General features: G+C 65.6%; 20 protein-coding genes. 14 read left to right on the forward strand and 6 right to left on the reverse strand.

Going from position 1 to position 19,383, the window contains the following annotated elements:
* Nucleotides 1–55: 55 nt before the first annotated feature.
* Together ACQZF9_RS05185 and ACQZF9_RS05190 are read right to left on the reverse strand one after the other, a co-directional pair.
* A complete protein-coding gene (locus tag ACQZF9_RS05185; RefSeq protein ID WP_428312194.1) occupies nt 56–715 on the reverse strand; it encodes a hypothetical protein in 660 nt (219 codons plus the stop codon).
* Between the two features lie 60 nt (nt 716–775).
* Complete coding sequence (locus tag ACQZF9_RS05190; protein ID WP_428312195.1) at nt 776–1,624, reverse strand: 6-carboxytetrahydropterin synthase; 849 nt, start codon at nt 1,622–1,624, stop codon at nt 776–778.
* Between the two features lie 69 nt (nt 1,625–1,693).
* Between ACQZF9_RS05190 and gltX the strand changes: the two genes are divergently transcribed.
* From gltX to ACQZF9_RS05215, 5 genes are read left to right on the forward strand one after another with little or no spacing between them, the layout of a single operon-like run.
* Nucleotides 1,694–3,118: a glutamate--tRNA ligase gene (gltX, locus tag ACQZF9_RS05195; RefSeq protein ID WP_428312196.1), complete on the forward strand. Its 1,425-nt coding sequence runs from the start codon at nt 1,694–1,696 to the stop codon at nt 3,116–3,118.
* Between the two features lie 13 nt (nt 3,119–3,131).
* Nucleotides 3,132–3,323, forward strand: coding sequence for a hypothetical protein (locus ACQZF9_RS05200; RefSeq protein WP_428312197.1), 192 nt, complete (start codon nt 3,132–3,134; stop codon nt 3,321–3,323).
* A gap of 57 nt (nt 3,324–3,380) precedes the next feature.
* The gene (gene thrS / locus ACQZF9_RS05205) at nt 3,381–5,300 is read left to right on the forward strand and encodes a threonine--tRNA ligase (RefSeq protein ID WP_428312198.1); all 1,920 of its coding nucleotides are present in this window, start codon (nt 3,381–3,383) and stop codon (nt 5,298–5,300) included.
* Nucleotides 5,300–6,178, forward strand: coding sequence for a M23 family metallopeptidase (locus ACQZF9_RS05210; protein WP_428312199.1), 879 nt, complete (start codon nt 5,300–5,302; stop codon nt 6,176–6,178). Before thrS ends, ACQZF9_RS05210 begins: the two co-directional genes overlap by 1 nt.
* A 17-nt stretch (nt 6,179–6,195) precedes the next feature.
* Nucleotides 6,196–6,648, forward strand: coding sequence for a DUF1499 domain-containing protein (locus tag ACQZF9_RS05215; RefSeq protein ID WP_428312200.1), 453 nt, complete (start codon nt 6,196–6,198; stop codon nt 6,646–6,648).
* Nucleotides 6,649–6,788: 140 nt separating this feature from the next.
* Here the strand turns inward: ACQZF9_RS05215 and arsC are convergent, their stop codons facing one another.
* Entirely contained in the window at nt 6,789–7,142 is a 354-nt protein-coding gene (gene arsC, locus ACQZF9_RS05220) for an arsenate reductase (glutaredoxin) (protein WP_428312201.1), read from the reverse strand.
* A gap of 7 nt (nt 7,143–7,149) precedes the next feature.
* Nucleotides 7,150–7,491 (reverse strand): histidine triad nucleotide-binding protein, encoded by a 342-nt coding sequence (locus ACQZF9_RS05225; protein WP_428312202.1) that lies wholly within the window; start codon nt 7,489–7,491, stop codon nt 7,150–7,152.
* 63 nt (nt 7,492–7,554) lie between these two features.
* Between ACQZF9_RS05225 and msbA the strand changes: the two genes are divergently transcribed.
* From msbA to kdsB, 4 genes are all read left to right on the forward strand, one after another.
* Complete coding sequence (gene msbA / locus ACQZF9_RS05230; RefSeq protein WP_428312203.1) at nt 7,555–9,357, forward strand: lipid A export permease/ATP-binding protein MsbA; 1,803 nt, start codon at nt 7,555–7,557, stop codon at nt 9,355–9,357.
* Between the two features lie 273 nt (nt 9,358–9,630).
* Nucleotides 9,631–10,632 (forward strand): tetraacyldisaccharide 4'-kinase, encoded by a 1,002-nt coding sequence (gene lpxK / locus ACQZF9_RS05235; RefSeq protein ID WP_428312204.1) that lies wholly within the window; start codon nt 9,631–9,633, stop codon nt 10,630–10,632.
* A gap of 7 nt (nt 10,633–10,639) precedes the next feature.
* On the forward strand, nt 10,640–10,819 hold the full coding sequence (locus ACQZF9_RS05240) for a Trm112 family protein (protein WP_428312205.1): 180 nt from the start codon (nt 10,640–10,642) through the stop codon (nt 10,817–10,819).
* Complete coding sequence (kdsB, locus tag ACQZF9_RS05245; protein WP_428312206.1) at nt 10,816–11,598, forward strand: 3-deoxy-manno-octulosonate cytidylyltransferase; 783 nt, start codon at nt 10,816–10,818, stop codon at nt 11,596–11,598. The genes ACQZF9_RS05240 and kdsB overlap by 4 nt, the downstream gene beginning before the upstream one ends.
* Before the next feature lie 82 nt (nt 11,599–11,680).
* Here the strand turns inward: kdsB and ACQZF9_RS05250 are convergent, their stop codons facing one another.
* Entirely contained in the window at nt 11,681–14,791 is a 3,111-nt protein-coding gene (locus ACQZF9_RS05250) for an Rne/Rng family ribonuclease (RefSeq protein WP_428312207.1), read from the reverse strand.
* A gap of 332 nt (nt 14,792–15,123) precedes the next feature.
* Here ACQZF9_RS05250 and ACQZF9_RS05255 point away from each other — a divergent pair, with 332 nt between their 5' ends.
* Nucleotides 15,124–16,080, forward strand: a complete 957-nt coding sequence (locus tag ACQZF9_RS05255) for an RluA family pseudouridine synthase (protein ID WP_428312208.1) — start codon at nt 15,124–15,126, stop codon at nt 16,078–16,080.
* A 151-nt stretch (nt 16,081–16,231) separates the two neighbouring features.
* The gene (locus tag ACQZF9_RS05260) at nt 16,232–16,891 is read left to right on the forward strand and encodes an HAD-IA family hydrolase (protein ID WP_428312209.1); all 660 of its coding nucleotides are present in this window, start codon (nt 16,232–16,234) and stop codon (nt 16,889–16,891) included.
* Here the strand turns inward: ACQZF9_RS05260 and ACQZF9_RS05265 are convergent.
* Complete coding sequence (locus ACQZF9_RS05265; protein WP_428312210.1) at nt 16,877–17,464, reverse strand: Maf family protein; 588 nt, start codon at nt 17,462–17,464, stop codon at nt 16,877–16,879. The genes ACQZF9_RS05260 and ACQZF9_RS05265 overlap by 15 nt on opposite strands.
* Nucleotides 17,465–17,590: 126 nt before the next feature.
* On the opposite strand from ACQZF9_RS05265, the gene ACQZF9_RS05270 reads away from it, so the two are divergent.
* Genes ACQZF9_RS05270 through plsX form a run of 3 tightly spaced genes read left to right on the forward strand, consistent with a single transcriptional unit; the run spans nt 17,591 to nt 19,367 of the window.
* Nucleotides 17,591–18,082 (forward strand): YceD family protein, encoded by a 492-nt coding sequence (locus ACQZF9_RS05270; protein ID WP_428312211.1) that lies wholly within the window; start codon nt 17,591–17,593, stop codon nt 18,080–18,082.
* 41 nt (nt 18,083–18,123) lie between these two features.
* Nucleotides 18,124–18,318 (forward strand): 50S ribosomal protein L32, encoded by a 195-nt coding sequence (gene rpmF, locus ACQZF9_RS05275; protein ID WP_428312212.1) that lies wholly within the window; start codon nt 18,124–18,126, stop codon nt 18,316–18,318.
* 26 nt (nt 18,319–18,344) lie between these two features.
* A complete protein-coding gene (gene plsX, locus ACQZF9_RS05280) occupies nt 18,345–19,367 on the forward strand; it encodes a phosphate acyltransferase PlsX (protein ID WP_428312213.1) in 1,023 nt (340 codons plus the stop codon).
* The last annotated feature ends 16 nt before the right edge of the window (nt 19,368–19,383 follow it).

The raw sequence follows: 19,383 nt of genomic DNA on the forward strand, positions 1-19,383 counted from the left end.
AAAAAAGGGCCGGCATTATCCCACATGCCGGCCGCGGAACCGATGCCGTCGCGGATCAGTTCGATTTGTCCCGGATGCGATTGCCCCAGCCACCGCGGGCGCCGTCGCGATCGTCGTTGCGTGCGGGCGCCTGCTGCTGCTGTTGCGGCGCCTGCTGCATCGGCCGCGGCGGCGGCGAGCGATCGCCACCGCCCTGGCCGACGCGACCGCCCCAGCCGCCGCGGGCGTCGTTGGACGGCGAAGGCCGCGGCTGGCCATTCGACGGCGAAGGCCGGCCATCGTTGCGATCGTCACCGCGGTTGTCGTGCGGGTAGCGGCTGGGGTTGCTGCCGGTCGCGTTGTCCAGGCGATCGGCCCAGGCACCCCTGACGTTGTCGCTGTGGCTGGGGCCGTGGTTGTGGTCGCCGCCGGGCGGGCGTGGCCGCGGCGGCGGGTAATAGCCGTAGCCGGGGCGGTAGTAATAGCCCGGCGAATAGCTCTGGTAGTAGATCGTCGTGGCGCCGTAGGCCGGGCCATAGTAGCCAGGGCTGTTGTAATAGCCGCTGTCGTAGGGCTCGTAGTAGGTGCCGCCGCCACCGCCGCTGTAGTACGGCTGCGGCGAAGACGGATAGGAGTCAGGGTAGTACCCGACGCAGCCGGTAAGGGCAGCGACGCCAGCGATACCCAGCCAGCGCAGGGGGCGGTACAACGATACAGTCGGGAAGGACTTGTTCATGTTCCCATTATCTGCCCAAGTGCTGAATAAGACGTGAATTTTCGGGGATATTGCTTGCTGCTACGCAGCAATCGTGCGTCTTGCAATGGCGCCCTTCATTACGCCTTCGTACGCGCGTATTTCAAGCTCGCCTGACACCGCGGCGGATCTTGGCAGTTGGGCAATCCATTCGGCGATTCGTTCGACCGTGGTGTCGCCCTGCATGCACTCGACGCGCGCTTCGGGCAGCGCGATTTCGAAGCGCCCCTCCGGCGCGTCGTAGGCGTAGCGCAGGCGGCCGTTGCCGCGGGCGACGATGTCCTCGTCGCTACCCAGATAGATGTCGAGCCAGCGCGCCGCGAGTTCCGCCTCCAGCCGGGGTGCGCGTGTTCCGTCGACACGGATTTCGATATGCGAGCGGTGGCCATGGGCGATGCGCTGGCAATGGCCGCGGTGCTTTTTCAGACCGTGTGTGTAGTGGTAATAGGCGCCGTCGATGTGCTCGTTGCGCAGTTGCAGGCGAAGTTCGCTGACATTGGCTGGCAGCACTTCGGCGAGCCGCGGTTTCAGGTAGGCGATCACCGCGTCCGTATCGATCGTGGCGGCGTCGACCAGGCTGACCGCGACCGGCGGCGACTGATGCTCGAACGCGCCCAGATCCGAGCGGAACAGCAGGTCGATCCTGCCGGCGCTTTGCGTCAGGCTCAGCTCCGGCGCCAGCCGCGGCACCACCAGGCTGTGGTCGACCGAGCCGTCGATCGCGCGCTTGAGCCGGCGCTTGACCTCGCCGAAGTCGAGCACCATCGACTGATCGTCGAGATCACCGATCAGCTCGATGTCGACGATCCAGCTTTCGCCGACCAGGCCGCGCGCCGCATCCAGGTAGGAGCAGTCGATGACGGTGAGTTGTTCTACGAATAGCGAAGTCATGGCTTCATTTTACGGCCGGGCAGGGCCGTCCTGATAGAATCAGCGGCTATTCAGACCCTTTTGGCCGCCATGTCCGCCGTCAGCCGCTTCGCTCCCAGCCCTACCGGATTCCTGCATATCGGCGGCGCCCGCACGGCGCTGTTTTCGTACCTGGTCGCCAAGCGCCTGGGCGGCAAGTTCCTGCTGCGCATCGAAGACACCGATCGCGAGCGCTCGACCCAGGAAGCGGTCGACGCGATCTTCGAGGGCATGGCGTGGCTGGGCCTGAAGTCGGACTTCGCGCCGGTCTACCAGACCCAGCGTTTCGATCGCTACAAGGAAGTGATCGCGCAGATGCTGTCCGACGGCACCGCCTACTACTGCTATGCCACCCGCGAAGAACTCGACGCGATGCGCGCCGAGCAGCAGGCGCGCAAGGAGAAGCCGCGCTACGACGGCCGCTGGCGCCCGGAGATCGGCAAGATCTTGCCGACGCCGCCGGAAGGCGTGCCGCCGGTGGTGCGCTTCCGCAATCCGGTCGAAGGCGAAGTCGTGCTCGACGACCTGATCAAGGGCCCGATCAGCTTCGCCAACATCGAGCTGGACGACCTGATCATCGCGCGCGCCGACGGCGTGCCGACCTACAACTTCTGCGTCGTCGTCGACGATCTCGACATGGGCATCACGCACGTGATCCGCGGCGACGATCACGTCAACAACACGCCGCGGCAGATCAACATCCTGCTCGCGCTCGGCGCGCAGTTGCCGAAGTACGCGCACGTGTCGATGATCCTCGGCGCCGACGGCGCCAAGCTCAGCAAGCGTCACGGCGCACTCGGCGTGATGGAGTATCGCGCGATGGGCTTCATGCCCGAGGCGCTGCTGAATTATCTGGTGCGCCTGGGCTGGAGCCATGGCGACCAGGAGCTGTTCACGCGCGATGAAATGCAGGCGCTTTTCGATCTGAGCAAGGTCTCGTCGTCGCCGGCGCGCTTCGACATGGAGAAGGCTTACTGGGTCAATCACCAGTATCTGAAGATCGCCGATCCGGCTGTCGTTGCCGTGGAATTCGAGTGGCATCTGCGCCGCATGGGCGTGGATCCCGCCAATGGTCCGGCGCTGGTCGACGTGATCCTGTCGCAGCGCGAGCGTTGCCGCACCTTGCTGGAAATGGCCGAGAAATCGCACTTTTTGTATGCCGAGCTGAGCGGCTACAACGACAAGGACGCGGCCAAGCATTTCAACGACGAGGGTCTGCGCGTGCTCGCCGGCCTGTATCAGGCGCTGAAGGCGCTGCCGGAATGGACCGTGCCGGCGCTGCACGAAGCGGTGAACCATTTCGCCGAGTCGCAGGGCCTGGGCCTGGGTAAGGTCGCGCAGCCGATTCGTGTCGCCGTGGTCGGCATGGCGGTGTCGCCGCCGATCGATCAGACCTTGTCGCTGCTCGGCCGTGACCGAACGTTGGCGCGGCTCGACGCCGCCGTGGCCTGGGCGCGTTCGCGCGCGCCGGGCTAAAAGGAATCTGCACGTGGGTATGGTCGACGCGATTCGTCTGGCCGCCGAAAGGGGATGCGAAATCATCCCGGCTGGCGACAGGCGCATCGCGATCCGCGCGATCAACTACGACGCCGATCCTTACGAGCTTGAAGAACGCCGGCTGCTGGCGATGAGTGCCGAGGAATTCCTGAAGGAATGGATTCCGCCGCATTACGAGCCTTAGTACGGCAACGCAAAAACAAATCAGCGCCGCGAACGATCGCGGCGAAGGATGCACAGCATGTCGATCAACATCACTTTCCCCGACGGCAACGTAAAAAGCTTCGATGCCGCGCCGACGGGCCTGTCCATCGCGCAGGGCATTTCGCCGGGCCTGGCGAAGAAAGCCGCGCTGGTCAGCGTCAACGGCGAACTCTGGGACCTGACCCGGCCGATCGATCAGGACTCGGCGATCAGCATCATCACCCGCGACAAGCCCGAGGCGCTGGAGACCATCCGCCACGACGCCGCGCACGTGCTTGCGCAAGCGGTGCAGGAGCTGTTCCCCGGCACGCAGATCACCTTCGGCCCGTCGACCGACGTCGGTTTCTACTATGACTTCGCGCGTCCCGAGCCTTTCAGCGAAGATGATCTCGGCGCGATCGAAAGCCGCATGCGCGACATCGTCAAGCGCGATCTGCCGATCCGGCGCGAAGTCTGGCCGCGCGAGCAGGTGATCCAGTTCTTCGAGAAAAGCGGTGAAACCTTCAAGGCCGAATGGGTCACCGAAGGCATTAAGTCCGGCGAAGAAATCACGATCTACCGGCAGGGCGATACCTGGCTGGACATGTGCCGCGGACCGCACCTGCCGTCGACCGGCAAGCTCGGTAGCGCGTTCAAGCTGACCAAGGTTTCCGGCGCCTACTGGCGCGGCGACGCCAACAACGCGCAGTTGCAGCGTATCTACGGCGTTGCCTTCGCGACCGACGACGAGCTGAAAAACTACCTGAAAATGGTGGAAGAAGCCGAGAAGCGCGATCACCGCAAACTCGCGCGCGCCCTCGACCTGTTCCATCAGCAGGAAGAAGCGCCGGGCATGGTGTTCTGGCACCCGAAAGGCTGGGCGATCTGGCAGGCGGTCGAGCAATACGTGCGAGGCGTTTATCGCAAGAGCGGCTACCAGGAAGTGCGCGGCCCGCAGATCATGGACGTCAGCCTGTGGAAGAAATCCGGGCACTGGGATAACTACCAGGAGAACATGTTCTTCACCGAGAGCGAGAAGCGTACTTACGCGGTGAAGCCGATGAACTGCCCGGGGCACGTGCAGATCTACAATGCCGGCCTGCGCTCGTATCGCGACCTGCCGATCCGCTACGGCGAGTTCGGCGGCTGCCATCGCAACGAGCCCAGCGGCGGCCTGCACGGCATCATGCGCGTGCGCGCCTTCACCCAGGACGACGGTCACATCTTCTGCACGCCGGACCAGGTCGAAGGCGAAGTCACCGCGTTCCACCTGCAGGCGATGAAGGTCTACGCCGACTTCGGCTTCGACAACATCGCGGTCAAGCTGGCGCTGCGTCCGGACAAGCGTCTCGGCACGGATGAAGCCTGGGATCACGCGGAAAACGCGCTGCGCGCCGCTCTGCGCGCGACCGGCGTCGAATGGACCGAGCTGCCCGGCGAAGGCGCGTTCTACGGCCCGAAGATCGAATATCACATGCGCGATTCGATCGGCCGTAGCTGGCAGGTCGGCACGATGCAGTTCGATCCGATGATGCCGGAGCGCCTCGACGCAGAATATGTCGACGAGCATTCGCAGAAGCAGCGGCCGATCATGCTGCATCGCGCGATCGTCGGATCGATGGAACGCTTCATCGGCATTCTGCTCGAGCATCACGCCGGCGCGATGCCGCTGTGGCTGGCGCCGGTGCAGGCGGTGGTGGCGCCCATCGTCTCCGACGCCGATGGCTATGCCACCGAAGTCAGGGAAGCGCTGCGTGGCGTGAATCTGCGCGCCGAGGCCGATCTGCGCAACGAGAAGATCAACTACAAGATCCGCGAGCACTCGATGCAGAAAGTGCCGGTGATTCTGGTGGTCGGTCGTCGCGAAGCCGAGGAGAAGACCGTGACTCTGCGGCGTCTCGGCAGCGAGCGGCAGGAGACGATGTCGCTGGCAGACGCGGTGGAGCTGCTGGCGTCCGAAGCGCGCGCGCCCGGCTGATGCGCGGCACGGCCCTGCTGCTGGTGGCGATCCCGATGTTGTTCGGGATCGCCGTCGTCGACGCGGCCCAGGTAGCGGCCACGCCGGTCCAGATCAAGGGCCAGTGGCGCCAGGGCGAGCTGCTGATCGGCCAGGTCGCGCCCGGCTCGGAAGTGCGCTTCAAGGGCAAGCCGCTGCGGGTCGGCGACGACGGCCATTTCGTCATCGGCCTGGATCGCGACGAAGCAGGCGAGCCCGAGCTCGACGTCATCACCGCCGACGGCAACACGCACAGCGAATCGCACAAGATCGCGGCTCGCACGTACAGCATCCAGAAGCTCACGCTGCCGCCGGACAAGGTCAACGCGCCACCGGAAGTTGCTGCGCGCATCGAGCGTGAAGGCGTGCTGACGCGTGATGCGCGGATGATCGATTCGTCGCGCGACGACTACCGGAGCGCATTTGTCTGGCCGGCGAAAGGCCGTATTTCCGGTGTCTATGGCTCGCAACGCATTCTCAACGGCGAGAAGAAGCAACCGCATTACGGCGTCGATGTCGCGGTGCCGACCGGCACGCCGGTGCGCGCGCCGGCCGGTGGTGTCGTCACGCTCGCCGAGCCCGACTTGTACTACACCGGCGGCACCCTCATGATCGACCACGGCCATGGACTGACCTCGGCGTTTTTGCATCTGTCGCAGCTCAAAGCCAAGGTCGGCGATGCGGTGAAGCAAGGTGACGTGGTGGCGCTGTCCGGCGCGTCGGGACGCGCGACCGGGCCGCATCTGGACTGGCGTATCAGCTGGTTCGACGCGCGTGTCGATCCGCAGCGCCTGGTGCCGGCGATGACGGCTGCCGACCAGACTCCACCTTCGAAGAATAAGCCCAACAAGCCCCGTTAAGAGGACAACAAAAAAGCATGTTCAAGCGACTGATCGTCGGCCTGCTGTTGCTGGCCCTTGCCGGATTCGGCTTCGGTGCGTACCGCACCTTGACGCCGCCCGGACATCTTTACATCAACGCCGGCCATTTCGGCGGCTGCCCGAAGCGCCCGAGCTGCGTGTCCTCGCTGGCCACCGACGACATGCACCGCGTCGCCGCGCTCGGCTACAGCGGCGATTCCGCGGCGAACTACGTGATGCTGCATGAAGTCGTCGAGCGCATGGGCGGCACGATCGAGGACGAGAAAGAGGGCTATATTCACGCGGTGTTCGTGACGCCGGAACTCAAGCTGCGCGACGATCTTGAGCTGCTGATGCTGCCCAGCGGCCGCGTCGACGTGCGTTCGATCTCGCGCTTCTCCTACGACGACCGCGGCAGCAACCGTGCTCGCGTCGAGCAGCTGCGGCAGGCTTTCGAGGCGATGCCGTAGCGGTAGAAGATGGTGAGGCCCAAGCCCCGTTCGTCCCGAGTAGCCCGCGCTCTTTGCGGGCGTATCGAGGCACCGGATCGGTCGTGTCCCTCGATACGCCGCAAGCGGCTACTCGGGACGAACGGAGTGGGGTGACAGCCTTACAGCAAACCCAGCACATTCTCCGGTGGGCGCCCGATCACCGCCCGGCCGCGATACACCGCGATCGGCCGCTCCATCAGCAGCGGATGTTCGGCGAGGATGTCGAACCACTGGTCGTCGCTGATGCCCCTGGGCTTGAGCTTGAGCTGTTTGAACAGCGCCTCGCCGGTGCGCACGATCGCCGACGGCGGCACGTCGAGCAGCCAGCACAGCTCGCGTAGTTCGGCCTGTTTCAGCGGCTTTTTCAGGTATTCGACCACCGGCAACTCGACGCCCTTGTCCTGCAACAGCTGCAGGGCTTCGCGCGACTTGCTGCAGCGTGGGTTGTGCAGGAATTGGTCTTTCAAAGCCATGACGCGCTCAGCCCGGCGGCCAGCTCAGCGGTCGGCCGCCGAGCACGTGCACGTGGATATGGAACACGCTCTGGCCGGCTTCGGCGCCGTTGTTGACCACCAGGCGGAACGCGTTGCCGTAGCCGGCATCGGCGGCGATCCTGTTCGCCACCAGCATCAGGTGGCCGAGCAGCGCCTGGTCCTCGGTCTTGGCATGCGACAGCTGCGCGATCATCTGGCGCGGGATGATCAGCGCATGCAGCGGCGCCTGCGGGTTGATGTCGCGGATCGCGACGCAGAGCTCGTCTTCGTACAGAAAACTCGCCGGGATTTCCTTGGCGATGATTTTTTCGAACAGCGTTCTGGCCATGCTCGACACCGGTGGCGGGGCGGGAAGTGAGCTTACACGCCCAATCACGCTAACATTCGCCCGATGTCCGAAATCCCGCCCGCCAATCCCTTGCTCGATCCCGTCGCCGACATGACCCCCTGGGCCGTGTACAAGCGGCTGCTCGGCTACACCGCCGGCCACTGGAAAGTATTCGCGCTGGCCGCGCTCGGCATGGCGCTGACCGCGGCGACCGAAGTCAGCTTCATGAGCCTGATGCGGCCGCTGCTGGACAAGACGTTCGTGACCCCGGATCCGCAGACGATCCGCTGGCTGCCCTGGGCGATCGTCGGCCTGTTCGTGATGCGCGGCGTCGCCGGTTTCAGCTCGACCTACGGCATGTCGTGGATCGCGCGCAGCGTGGTCAAGCAGCTGCGCGGCGAGCTGTTCGAACACATGCTGCGCATGCCGGTGCGTTTCTACGATCGCATCAGCTCGGCGCAGCTGGTGGCGAAGCTCACCTTCCACGTCGAGCAGGTGGCCGAGGCCGCGAGCAACGCCTTGACCGTGGTGATCAAGGACGGCCTGACCGTGATCGGCCTGATCGGCTGGCTGTTCTATCTGAACTGGCGGCTGGCGCTGTTCTGCATGGTGGTCGCGCCGATCATCGCGACCATCGTGCGCTATGTCAGCAAGCGCTTCCGCAAAGTCTCCAAGCGCATCCAGGAGAACATGGGCCAGGTCGCGCAGGCGGCCGAGGAAAGTGTCTCCGGCCAGCGCATCGTCAAGATTCACAGCGCGCAGGATTTCGAGCGACGTGCGTTCGACGTGGTCAACGACAGGCAGCGTTATCTGCAGCTGAAAATCGTCGCCACGCGCAGCGGCAGCGAAGCGCTGATCCAGTTCATCGCCGCCTGGGCGGTGGCCGGCATCGTCTACTTCGCGACACAGCCCGAACGGCTTGCCGAAATCACGCCGGGTACCTTCGTCTCCTTCGTCGGCTCGATGCTGGCGCTGATGAACCCGATGAAAAATCTGGGCAACGTCAACGAAAGAGTGCAGCGCGGCATCGCCGCGGCCGGCGACATTTTCAACCTGATGGGCGAGGAATCCGAACCTCTCGGCGGCACGCGGGAGTTGCAGCGTGCCATTGGTGCAATCGAATTCCGCGACGTGCATTTCCGCTATCGCGACGAGCTGCCGGATGCGCTGAAAGGCGTGTCGGTGGATATCGCGCCGGGCCAGACGGTTGCCTTCGTCGGCCGCTCCGGTTCCGGCAAGTCGACGCTGCTGTCGCTGATTCCGCGCTTCTACGATGTCGACGGCGGTGCGGTGCTGATCGACGGCCACGACCTGCGTGAGTACCCGGTCAAAAGCCTGCGCGCGCAGATCGCGCTGGTCGATCAGCAGGTGCGGCTGTTCAATGCCAGCGTCGCCGAAAACATCGCCTACGGCTTCGACCAGCTGCCGCCGGAAGCGCAGCTGATCGAGGCGGCGAAAGCCGCGAATGCCTGGGAATTCATCCAGAAACTGCCCCAGGGCCTGAACACGATGATCGGCCAGAACGGCACGACCTTGTCCGGTGGCCAGCGACAGCGCCTGGCGATCGCTCGTGCACTTTTGAAGAACGCGCCGATCCTGATTCTCGACGAAGCCACCTCGGCCCTCGACACCGAATCCGAGCGCCTGATCCAGGCGGCGCTGGAGCGCCTGGTGGTCGGCCGCACCACGCTGGTGATCGCGCATCGGCTGTCGACAGTGCAGCGCGCCGATCGCATCGTCGTCATGCAGGACGGCCGCGCGGTGGAGCAGGGACGTCACGACGAACTGCTCGCGCGTGGAGGCATCTACGCCTCGCTGTATCGCATGCAGTTCGAGGAACCCGTCGGCGCCGATCGGGCCGGTTAGCACCAATACGATCGCTGCGTTGTCGCCCAATAGGCGGCCAGACAAGGCGCGAGGAGGAGGCATAGTGGTGACTATGGTGACGACGAGCAACGCGGTATGGCCGCCTATTGGGCGACAACCCTTCGGGCGAGCGCCAAAGGAGACGCATCGCGGCGTCTCTCCCTCCTGGTGTACGTTCGGTACACCGCGTCGGTCGATCTTTGCGCTGCGCCTCCTTTGGTGTTCGCGCAGCGATCGTATTGGTGCTAACAGGCCCTGGTGCGCGCGCGAGTGATGAAGTCCTGGCTACAGCGCCGCTGGTATTCGCAAACGCAGGCCCCGCCGCTGCCGTTGCGGCCGCTGGCGGCGCTGTACGGACACGTCGCGCAATCGCGTCGCCACAAGCTCGAAGCATCGCGCCAGCCTCTCGCGCTGCCGGTGATCATCGTCGGCAACATCAGCGTCGGCGGCACCGGCAAGACGCCGTTCGTGATCTGGCTGGTCGCGCGCCTGCGTGAATGGGGTTTTCGTCCCGGCGTGATTTCGCGCGGTTACGGCGGCAACGCGGCGCAGTATCCGCTGCGCGTGACCACGGATACCGATGCCGCCTTGTGCGGTGACGAGCCGCTGCTGATCGCGCTGCGCAGCGGCGCGCCGCTCGCCGTCGATCCCGATCGCGTTGTCGCGGCGCAGTCGCTGATCGCCAGCGGCGAAGTCGACGTGCTGATCGCCGACGACGGCCTGCAGCACTATCGTCTGCCGCGGCAGCTCGAGTTCTGCGTCGTCGACGGCGCGCGCGGTCTCGGCAATGGCGCGCTGCTGCCGGCCGGGCCCTTGCGCGAGTTGCCATCGCGTCTGCGTGAGGTCGATTGGGTGATCGTCAACGGCGCCGGTTTCGATGGTGGCGCGCATTCGGCACGCTTCGATCTGCAGGCGGATCAACCACGCAATCTGCTCGACGCTTCGCAGTGTGTGCTCGCGGATTTCGCCGGCAAAACGGTGCATGCGATCGCTGGCATCGGCAATCCCGAGCGCTTCTTTGCGAGTCTTGAGTCGGCCGGTCTGAAAGTGCGGCGCCATGCGTTTGCCGATCATCATCGCTATCGTCGCGAGGAGTTGGCATTTAGTGACGGCCTGCCGCTGCTGATGACCGAGAAGGACGCGGTCAAATGTCGCCACTTCGCTGAAAAAAACTGGTGGGCGCTACCCGTGTCGGCGGTGCTGTCGCCGGCCGACGAGGCGCGTGTGCGAGAATCCTGCGCGGCCTTGAAGCGGCAACCAACAGGAACACGGTGACTTAAGTATGGACAAACGTCTGCTCGACATTCTGGTGTGCCCGGTGACCAAAGCACCGCTGGAGTGGCACGCCGATCAGCAGGAGCTGTGGTGCCGTGCCTCGCGCCTGGCCTATCCGGTGCGCGATGGCATTCCGGTGATGCTGGAGGAAGAGGCGCGCACGCTGGCCGACGAGGAACTCGCATGAACGGCGTGATGAAGCCGCCGCTGAAATTCAAGGTGGTGATTCCGGCGCGCCTGGGTTCGACGCGCTTGCCGGGAAAGGTGCTACGCGCATTGCATGGGCGGCCGGTGATCGCGCATGTCTGGGACGCGGCGCGCGCCAGTGGCGCCGAGCAGGTGCTGATCGCGACCGACGACGAGAAAGTCGCGGCGGCCGCGCGCGAATTCGGCGGCGAAGTGCGCATGACCTCGTCCAGCCACAATTCGGGCACCGACCGAGTCAACGAAGTCGCGCGCATGGAAGGCTGGGCCGACGACGTTATCGTCGTCAACCTGCAAGGCGACGAGCCGCTGATGCCGCCGGCGCTGCTGCGCCAGGCGGCCGCGCTGCTGGCGGAGGATCCGATCGCCGATCTGGCAACGCTGGCGCATCCGCTGCATTCGGTCGAGGAATTCCTCAATCCCAACGTGGTGAAAGTGGTGGGCGATCGTCGCGGTTACGCGCTGTATTTTTCGCGCGCGCCGATTCCATGGAAGCGTGATGGCGCCACGCGCGACAAGCCGCTGCTGCCCGAGGGCCTGGCGTTCCGCCATATCGGCCTGTACGCGTATCGCACGGGACGTCTCGCCGAATTCAGCGCGTTGCCGCCGGCGCCGCTGGAAGACTGCGAAGCGCTGGAGCAGTTGCGTGCGCTGGCCAATGGCCTGCGCATCAAGCTCGGCTTCACCGACAACCCGCCGCCGCGCGGCGTCGATACCGAAGAGGATCTGGCCTTCGTCAGCGCGGCGCTGTCGCGGCGCTGAGCGGGCTGACCGGCTGCAAGCCGGGATCGAAAAAAAACCCGCCGGATCGTCGAGATCCGGCGGGCTTTTTTCCTGCCACTCGTTAAGAGTGTTGCTGCTTTTCCTGTTCCGAAGCCGGCTTGTCGGCTTGCGCGGTCTCGACCTGGATGAAGCGCGGCGCAGCGGGCTTGGGCGCTTCCGCCGGTGCCGCGGCCGGTTCGGCGGCGGTTTCGACGACAGGCTCGGCCGCGGCTTGCGCAACCGGCGCCGCTTCGGCCGGCGCTTCCACGGCCAGCTCAGGCTCGGCCGGCGGCGGAGTCGGGAAGGATTCCGATGACATTTCCAGCGCGGAAACCTGCAGCGGTTCGGCCCAGGTCTCGGCCTGCGGCTCGATCACCGGCGCCGCTTCGGCGACGACGGGCTCCACCGTCGCTTCGAACGGCACAGCCGCGTCTGCTTCCGGCGCGGCGGCAATGGCCGCCTGCTCGGCCGCGGCAACTTCCATCGGCGCGGCCGCCGCTTGCTCGACAGCAAGCACCGGCGCCGGCTCGATCAACAGTTCCTGCTGTACTTTCAGTTCCGGCGCTTCGGACGCGACCGGCGCATGCGCGACGGCCTCGGTCAGCGTCTCGACCTCGGCGGCCGTCACTTCGGCCTGTGCTTCCACTGGCGCCTCGACGGGGGCGTGCAGTTCGGCGATCGGGTCGATCACCGGGAAGCGCGACTCGACGCGCGAGTAGCGCACCGTGTCCGGCGCAAATGCCTGCGCGACCGCGGCGTTGACCGGCGGTTGCGCGGCGCCCTGGCCGTCGATTGCGGCCGGGATGAAGCTCGGCACGGTGCCGGCCGGCGGCTCCATCGGCGTCGGCACCGGTGCGTCGACCGAGTCGCCGCTGTTGAGCAGGGTCACGGTGACCGCAGCGGCGGCGGCCGGCGTCAGCGCGGCAGCCAGATCGGCCGGCAGCGAATCGCGGCTGACGTCATGGCCATCAGCGTTTTCTTCCTGCGGACGGCGCTCGCCGCGGTTGCGGCCACGACGGCCGCGGCGGCTGCGGCCGCTGCGCTCTTCTTCACCCGGCGCGCCGGTGCGCGGAGCGCCCTGCTGCTGCGGATTCTGCGCGCGCGGCGCGGCGGTCTGCGCGGCCTCGTCGGCAGATTCGACGATCACCGTCGCAGCGCGCTGTTGCTGCGGCTGCTGTTGCGGACGGCCGCCGTCACGGCGCGGTTGCTGGGGCTGCTGCGGCTGGCGCGGCGGATTATTGCCGCCGCCGTTCGGGTTGCGCGGCTGCTGCTGGCCGTTGCCACCGTCGCGCCGCGGCTGCTGATCGCGGCCACCGTCGTTGCGGTTCTGGTCACGGTTGCCGCCATCACGACGCGAGTCGTTCGGCCGACCGCCGCGGCTGTTGTCGCGGCGCTGGTTGTTGTTGCTGCTGCTGCCCGAGCGCTGGCCGGACTGGCTGCTGCGCTGGGCCGGCGCCACCACCACCGGTTCGGCGGTCTTCGGGCTCAGGCCGAACAGGCGCAGGATCCGGGTCCACAGGCTTTCGCCCTGGACCACGACCACCGGCTGCATCACCGGGATCGGTGCCGGAGCGGCCGCGACCGGTGCCGGTGCGGGTGCCGACGGCACGATCTGCTTGACCGCGGCCTCGACCGGGCGCGCGATCGGGCGCGGCGTGCTCGACTCTTCCAGCGCCTTGGCGTCCAGGTTGCGGGCCAGCAGGTGGCTGGGGGCGGCGTTGTCGTCCTGCTGCAGGTGGTCGGCGCGGATGCGGCGGATTTCGTAATGCGGCGAGTGCATCGTCGCGTTCGGCACCAGCGAGATGCTGACGCGGCAGCGTGCTTCGATCTCGCGCACGATCGCGCGCTTTTCGTTGAGCAGGAAGGTGCCGACATCGACCGGAACCTGGGCGATCACGCGGCCGGTGCGGTCCTTCATCGCCTCTTCTTCGATCAGGCGCAGGATCGACAGCGACAGCGACTCGACGCTGCGTATCTGGCCGCGGCCTTCGCAGCGCGGGCAGGTGATCTGGGTGTGTTCGCCCAGGGACGGACGCAGGCGCTGGCGCGACATCTCCATCAGGCCAAAGCGCGACAGGCGGCCGAGCTGGATGCGCGCGCGGTCGATTTCGCAGGCTTTTTCCAGGCGACGTTCGACGTCCTTCTGGTTCTTGGAGCTGTTCATGTCGATGAAATCGATCACGACCAGGCCGCCGAGATCGCGCAGGCGCAGCTGGCGCGCGATTTCATCGGCCGCTTCAAGATTGGTGTTGAGCGCGGTGTCCTCGATGCTGCCGCCGCCGGTGGACTTGGCGGAGTTGATGTCGATCGCGGTCAGTGCTTCGCCGTGGTCGATGACGATGGAGCCGCCCGAAGGCAGGCGCACGGTGCGCTCGTGGGCGAGCTCGATCTGGCTCTCGATCTGGTAGCGCGAGAACAGCGGCACTTCCTCGGCGTAGAGCTTCAGGCGCGGCAGGTTCTGCGGCATCACATGTTCCATGTGCTGACGCGCCTGCTCGTAGATTTCGGCGTTGTCGATCACCACTTCGCCGATGTCCGGGCGCAGGTAGTCGCGCAGCGCGCGCAGGATGATGTTGTTTTCCTGGTAGATCAGGAACGCGCCGCTACGCTCGCTCGATGCCTTCTCGATCGCGGTCCAGATCTCGATCAGGTAGTTGGCGTCCCACTGCAGCTCTTCGGCGGTGCGGCCGACGCCGTTGGAGCGCACGATCACGCCCATGCTGTCGGGGATCTCGAGTTGTTCGAGCGCGGCCTTGGCTTCTTCGCGGTCCTCGCCCTCGGCGCGGCGCGACACGCCGCCGGCTTTCGGGTTGTTCGGCATCAGCACCAGATAGCGGCCGGCGAGGCTGATGAACGTGGTCAGGGCCGCGCCCTTGTTGCCGCGCTCCTCTTTCTCGACCTGGACGATCAGCTCCTGGCCTTCGCTGACCAGTTCGCGGATGTTGCCGCTGGGCTGCTTGAAGTAACTCTTGGCGATTTCCTTCAGCGGCAGGAAGCCGTGGCGCTCCGAGCCATATTCGACGAAGCAGGCTTCGAGGCTAGGTTCTACGCGGGTGATTTTGCCCTTGTAGATATTGGATTTTTTCTGTTCCCGGCTGGCGAGTTCGATGTCGAGGTCAAAAAGCTTTTGCCCATCGACGATGGCCACGCGCAATTCCTCGCGCTGGGTGGCATTGATCAGGATTCTTTTCATTAAGGCGGTCTTGGTTGGAGCGCTCGACCGCGACACGGGTGATTTTCTGGCGCACGTTGCTCATGGTGGGAGTCTCCGGCGCGCTTCTGTAGCCCGTCTGTTGCGGGAGCGTTGTAATGACATTGGAATCTGCTACGCCGAGGATCGTTATCCCTACATGCGAGCAGGCTGAAATACTCTCTAAACTTACATTCCGGCGGGATCGGTCGTGGCGCTGCTAGACTTAGCGCGAGCCGGCGCGGCGGCCCGATCCTTGACGGTCCCCCTGGCGTGCAGTTTAAAACCGCCGCCGGGCGAGAGGCTCCGGCTTTAAAGCACGGAGTTGTAATATTTTGCCACAAGTCAAGCCGCAAGTCCGCTATGTTCGCGCCGGCGCCCAGGACGCGGGTCAAAGAATCGACAATTTTCTTATAAAACAGCTGCCTGGTGTGCCCAAGTCGCATGTCTACCGGCTTGTGCGATCCGGCCAGGTGCGCATCAACGGCGGCCGGGCCAAGCCCGAGCGCAAGCTGGAAGAAGGCGACGAGGTTCGTATCCCGCCGGTCCGCGTGGCCGAGAAAGGCGAGCTGGTGCGGCCGCCGGACGAGGTGCTTCAGCGGCTAAAAGACAGCATCGTCCACGAAGATGCTCACTATCTGGCGCTCAACAAGCCGGCCGGCTATGCCTCGCACGGCGGCAGCGGCCTGGCTTACGGCGTGATCGAAGCGGTCCGCGCCTGGGAGGCCTACGAGTTCATCGAGCTTTGCCATCGCCTGGACCGCGACACCAGCGGCGTGCTGCTGCTGGCCAAGACCCGTGCCGCGCTGCTGCGGGCTCAGCGCGCGTTCCAGCATGGCCATGCCGACAAACGCTATTTCGCGCTGCTGGTCGGCCGCTGGAAAGGCGAGGCACGCGAGGTCGATGCCGCGCTGCTGAAAACCCGCGCCGAAAACGGCGAGGGCTTTACCGAACTGGACGAAGAAGACGGCAAGCCTTCGCGCAGCCTGTTTACGCCGCAGGCGCGTTACAAGGACGCGACGCTGTGCGAAGTCGAGATCTTTTCAGGCCGTACCCACCAGATTCGCGTGCACTCGCTGGCGCTGGGCCATCCGGTCGCCGGCGACCGCAAATACGGCGAGCGCGAGATCCACAAGCCGCTGCGCGAGCGCGGTCTGAAGCGCATGTTCCTGCATTCGCACTTTTTGAAGCTGGCGGCCGACGAGGATTTCCCGAAGCTGATCGTGTCGGCGGCGATGCCGGACGAGCTGCGGGATTTTCTGGGGACCTTGCCGGCGGCCGAGCGGCGCTAGTTTTTTCACGCAGATACAACCGCCCTCCGTTCGTCCCGAGTAGCGGGCCGTGCCCGCGTATCGAGGGAGCGGACCGACCTCGCAGGCGTCCCTCGATGCGCCGCGCTGCGGCTACTCGGGATGAACGGGGTTGGCGCGAGACCTAAAACGTATGAAAAAAAGATTCGAGCTGTTGATTTTCGACTGGGACGGCACGCTGGCGGACTCCGCGGCGCAGATCGTGAGCTCGATGCAGGCCGCGATCGCCGCGCTGAAGCTGCCGCAGCGCACGGATCACGAAATCCGCGACCTGATCGGCTTAGGGATGCACGACGTGCTGTACCGGCTGTTTCCGGAGCTCAAGCCCGACGATGTGATGAGCCTGCTCGCCAGCTATCGCGCGGCCTATCTGGGCAATCTGCCGCCGGAGGCGCCGCTGTTCGCCGGCGCCCTCGAAGGCCTGCGCAAGCTGCATTCCGAGGGCTATCGGCTGGCCGTGGCCACCGGCAAATCGCGCGCCGGCCTGAACCGCTCGCTGGCGCATCACGCTGAAGTGCGCGACCTGATGATCTCGACCCGCACCGCGGACGAGACCGCGTCCAAGCCCGATCCGCTGATGCTGAAGGAGCTGCTGCAGGAACTCGATGTGCCGGCTTCCAGCGCGCTGATGGTCGGTGACACCGAGTACGACGCGCACATGGCAGCGGCGCTGGGGATGCCGATGGTCGGCGTGATCTGCGGCGTGCATGACGACAGCCGGCTGCGCCAGGCCGGCGCCGAGGCGGTGCTGGAATACGCGGCGCAGCTGCCGCTATGGCTAGGGCACCGCTAGGCCGGCTTTCTCCAGCATCCGGCACAGCGCGATCAGCGGCAGGCCGATCAGTGCGGTCGGGTCGCGCGACTCCACCGCGTCGAACAGGCTGATGCCGAGGCCTTCGACCTTGAAGCCGCCGGCGCAATCATCGGCCGGCTCCAGCGCGACGTAACGCGTGACCGCGGCGCGGTCGAGCTGACGGAAGCGCACCACGGTCATTTCCAGGCCCAGATGCTCGATGCCGCCGGCCGTGGTCAGGCACAGCGCGGTGGCGAAGTGCACCTCGCGGCCGCTCAGGCTCAGCAGCTGTTCGACATTGGCCTCGGGCGAGCCGGGCTTGTGCAGAATCTCGTCGTCGCAGAACGCGACCTGGTCCGAGCCCAGCACCCAGTGGCCGGGCAGGCGCGTGGCGACGGCGACGGCCTTGTCGGTGGCCAGGCGCCGCGCCCGGCTTTCGGGCAATTCGCCGGGCTGGTCGGCCTCGTCGACCCCGGGCACCTCAACGGTGAACGGCAGCTGCAGGCGCGCCAGCAGCCCGGCCCGGTACTTCGAGGTCGACGCCAGGATCAGCGGCGTGGCGGGGCTGATCACGACCGGGTTTTCCGAGCGGGTCTGTGGGGCTGGCGGAGACGGGTCCGACGACGGTTCCATTGGTGAGGAAAGCTTTGACAATGTGGGGGACGAACTCTATCATCCGCGCCCCTGGTGAATCCGCTTATGGCACTCCCACAGTACATAAAGGTCAGCCAAGGCCTTGCTAGACCCGAGCAGCACGTCGGCGAGATCGATCCGCAGCAACTGCCGCGGCTCAGGCTCGAACTGGCGGCGCCGTCGCAAGCCCTGCAGGTCACCTTGGGTCTGGCGCGTGATCGCGGCGGCAACTGGCTCCGCGGTGAGTTGCACGGCAGCCTGGAGCTGGAATGCAGCCGCTGCGAAAAAGTCTTTGCCTGGCCGCTGGATGCGAACATCGATCTGCGGCTGGTCCGCAACGACGCCGAGGCGCAGCAGGTTTTAGAGGAAGCCGACCCTTACCAGGTCGAGGATGATCGTCTGGTGGTTGCAGACGTCGTCGAGGATGAAGTACTGCTGGCGCTGCCGATGTTGCCGCGCTGTCAGCAATGCGAGCAGGCGAAGGCGGATGCGCCGGAGCCGGCGCCCGCGGCCAAAGCCGAGAGGCCCAATCCGTTTGCGCAATTGAAGAAGAGCTGAAGTAATTTTACGGGCGTACACAGGCCCCGAAGGAAGTCGTCATGGCAGTCGCAAAATCCAAGAAGTCCCGTTCCTACCGCGGCCACCGTCGTTCCCACGACGCGCTGTCGGCGCCGACGCTGTCGGTCGATCCGACCTCGGGCGAAACGCATCTGCGTCACCACGTCACGGCCGACGGCTACTACCGTGGCCGCAAGGTGATCGACAAGGCCGCGCCGGAATCCACCGAGGAATAATCCTCGCTGACGGCGCGCATCCATAAATGGCCGCGCCCGTCGTCCTCGCTGTAGACGCCATGAGCGGCGATCACGGTCTATCGGTGACCGTGCCCGCCGCTTTGTCGTGCCTGGAGCAGCATAAAAAGCTGCATATCGTGCTGGTCGGTGATCAGGTTCGCCTGCGCGCCGCGTTGCTGGATACGCGCTGGCAGCCGGGCAAACGCCTGAGCCTGCGTCACGCCGGCGAAGTCGTGGCCATGGACGAGTCGCCGTCCAAAGCGCTGCGGCACAAAAAAGACTCCTCCATGCGCGTCGCCATCGACCTGGTCAAGACCGGGCAGGCGAGAGCCGCAGTGTCCGCCGGCAACACCGGCGCGCTGATGGCGACCGCGCGTTTCGTGCTGAAAACCCTGCCTGGCATCGACCGCCCCGCGATCGTTTCGGCGCTGCCGGCGGTACTGCGGCACGTGCACATGCTCGATCTGGGCGCCAACGCCGAATGCACGCCCGAGCAGCTGGTGCAGTTCGCAGTGATGGGCTCGGCCCTGGTCACCGCGGTCAACGGCGTCGAGCGGCCTCGCGTGGCGCTGCTCAACATCGGCACCGAATCGATCAAGGGCAGCGACACGATACGCAGCGCCGCGGCGCTGCTGCAGAAGTCGACGATCAACTACGTCGGTTTCGTCGAAGGCGACGGCGTGTTCTTCTCCGATCTCGATGTCGTCGTCTGCGACGGTTTTGCCGGCAACGTCGCGCTGAAAACCGGCGAAGGCGTGGCCAAGCTGATCCGCCAGTTCATGCGTGAGGAATTCGATCGCAACATGCTGACCCGCGCCGGCGCTGCGGCCGCCATGCCGGCGCTGAAAGCGCTGGCCAGGCGCATCGATCCGCGCAACTACAACGGCGCCAGCTTCGTCGGCCTTCAGGGCATCGTCATCAAATCCCACGGCAGTGCCGACGCGCTGTCCTTCGGCAATGCGCTGGAAGTGGCGTTGAAGGAAATCGAAAAGGACGTGCCGACGCGGATCAGCAGCCTGCTCGCGGCATCGGGATTGCCAACGTCGTAAACCCCGGGTTGCACCC

It is taken from the genome of Hydrocarboniphaga sp. (assembly GCF_965279055.1).
In the GTDB taxonomy this organism is placed as follows: Bacteria; Pseudomonadota; Gammaproteobacteria; order Nevskiales; family Nevskiaceae; genus Hydrocarboniphaga.